The 1,125-nt window shown below is 70.2% G+C and carries 2 protein-coding genes; both read right to left on the reverse strand.

Features of this window, described 5'->3' with window-relative positions; translation table 11 throughout:
- Positions 1 to 71: 71 nt before the first annotated feature.
- Positions 72 to 545, reverse strand: coding sequence for a YHS domain-containing (seleno)protein (locus A0J48_RS26425; protein WP_200327542.1), 474 nt, complete (start codon positions 543 to 545; stop codon positions 72 to 74).
- 97 nt (positions 546 to 642) lie between these two features.
- Positions 643 to 1,125 (reverse strand): APC family permease (locus A0J48_RS26430; RefSeq protein ID WP_200327543.1); only part of this gene is annotated, 483 nt, incomplete at its 5' end.

Genomic DNA, 1,125 nt, shown 5'->3' on the forward strand with positions numbered 1-1,125 from the left:
GTCCAGGAAGACAGCCGACATGAAGAGGGCCAGCCCGTGGGGGATCAGGCCGATGATGCGGTCGCGGGCGCTCATTTCAGCACCTGCGGCCAGTTGCGATCGCCCTTGGCGATGTTGCCGGGGATGTCCTTGGCCCAGCGCTGCTGCACGTTCTGGTCGCAGTTCCGGTAGCGCTTGCCGCCGCCGCTCTTCCCGCCCAGCGGCTCGCCCTTGGCCCTGTACCCGCCGGCCACGGCCCAGGCGCAGTAGCCGCCGTACTGCGGCAGGTAGGCGTTGGGGTTGGCGCGGAAGCGGGACAGGTTCTCGGCGCTGGCGAAGCGGTACTCCACGCCCTTCAGCGTGGTGGCGTAGCGGGCGTCGCCCTTGGCGGGGCCGCCGGCCGCGAAGTAGCTGACGGGGTCATAGCCCGACAGGGCGACCTTGCTGAACGGCGGCAAGTAGACCTCCGGCGCGGCGACAGCCAGCGCCGGTGTCGCCGAGACGCCGCCGATGGCGAGGAGCGTCGCAACGGCGAGCGCCGACAGGTTTCGTCTTGGTCTTGGCAATGGGCGTCCTCCCTGCGCCGTCGCCGCTGCGACGGGACCGAACATCGGTCGACGAGAGAGGTACTTGGCGCGCCGCGCGGACGCTCATGCCGAAAGGTTATGGAGTGCGGCCGGACGCCGCCCTGCGGACAAAGAACAGCAGCAGGCCGGCGGTCAGGCCGAGGGCGATGGCGACCGCCTGTGGCGTCGTCATCTGGAGCAGGATGATCCCGCATCCCAGCATGACGATGGCCAGGACCAGGGGCGCAGCCGGCATGCGGTAGCCTGCCGGCGGCGCGGTCCCTTTCCGGTCTGCGCGCCGCAGCCGGATCGCAGCCAGTGCGACGCCCATATAGACCAGCACGCGCGTTCCGACTGCGAGGACCACCAGGCTCTGGAACGTTCCGGTCAGGGCCAAGGCCAGCACCAGGATCGAACTGAGCGCGATCGCGACCACCGGCGTGCCGAAGCGGGCGGATCGGCGGCCGAACCACGCGGAAATGTCACCCTGGTCGGCCAGGCTCTGCAGCAGCCGGGAATTGGCCAGAAGCGCGCCGGCATTGCTGCCGACCACCGCCCGCAGGGCGGTTGCCGCCATCAC

The sequence above is a fragment of the Sphaerospermopsis aphanizomenoides BCCUSP55 genome (genome assembly GCF_001586785.1).
Taxonomy (GTDB): Bacteria; Cyanobacteriota; Cyanobacteriia; order Cyanobacteriales; family Nostocaceae; genus Sphaerospermopsis_A; species Sphaerospermopsis_A aphanizomenoides_A.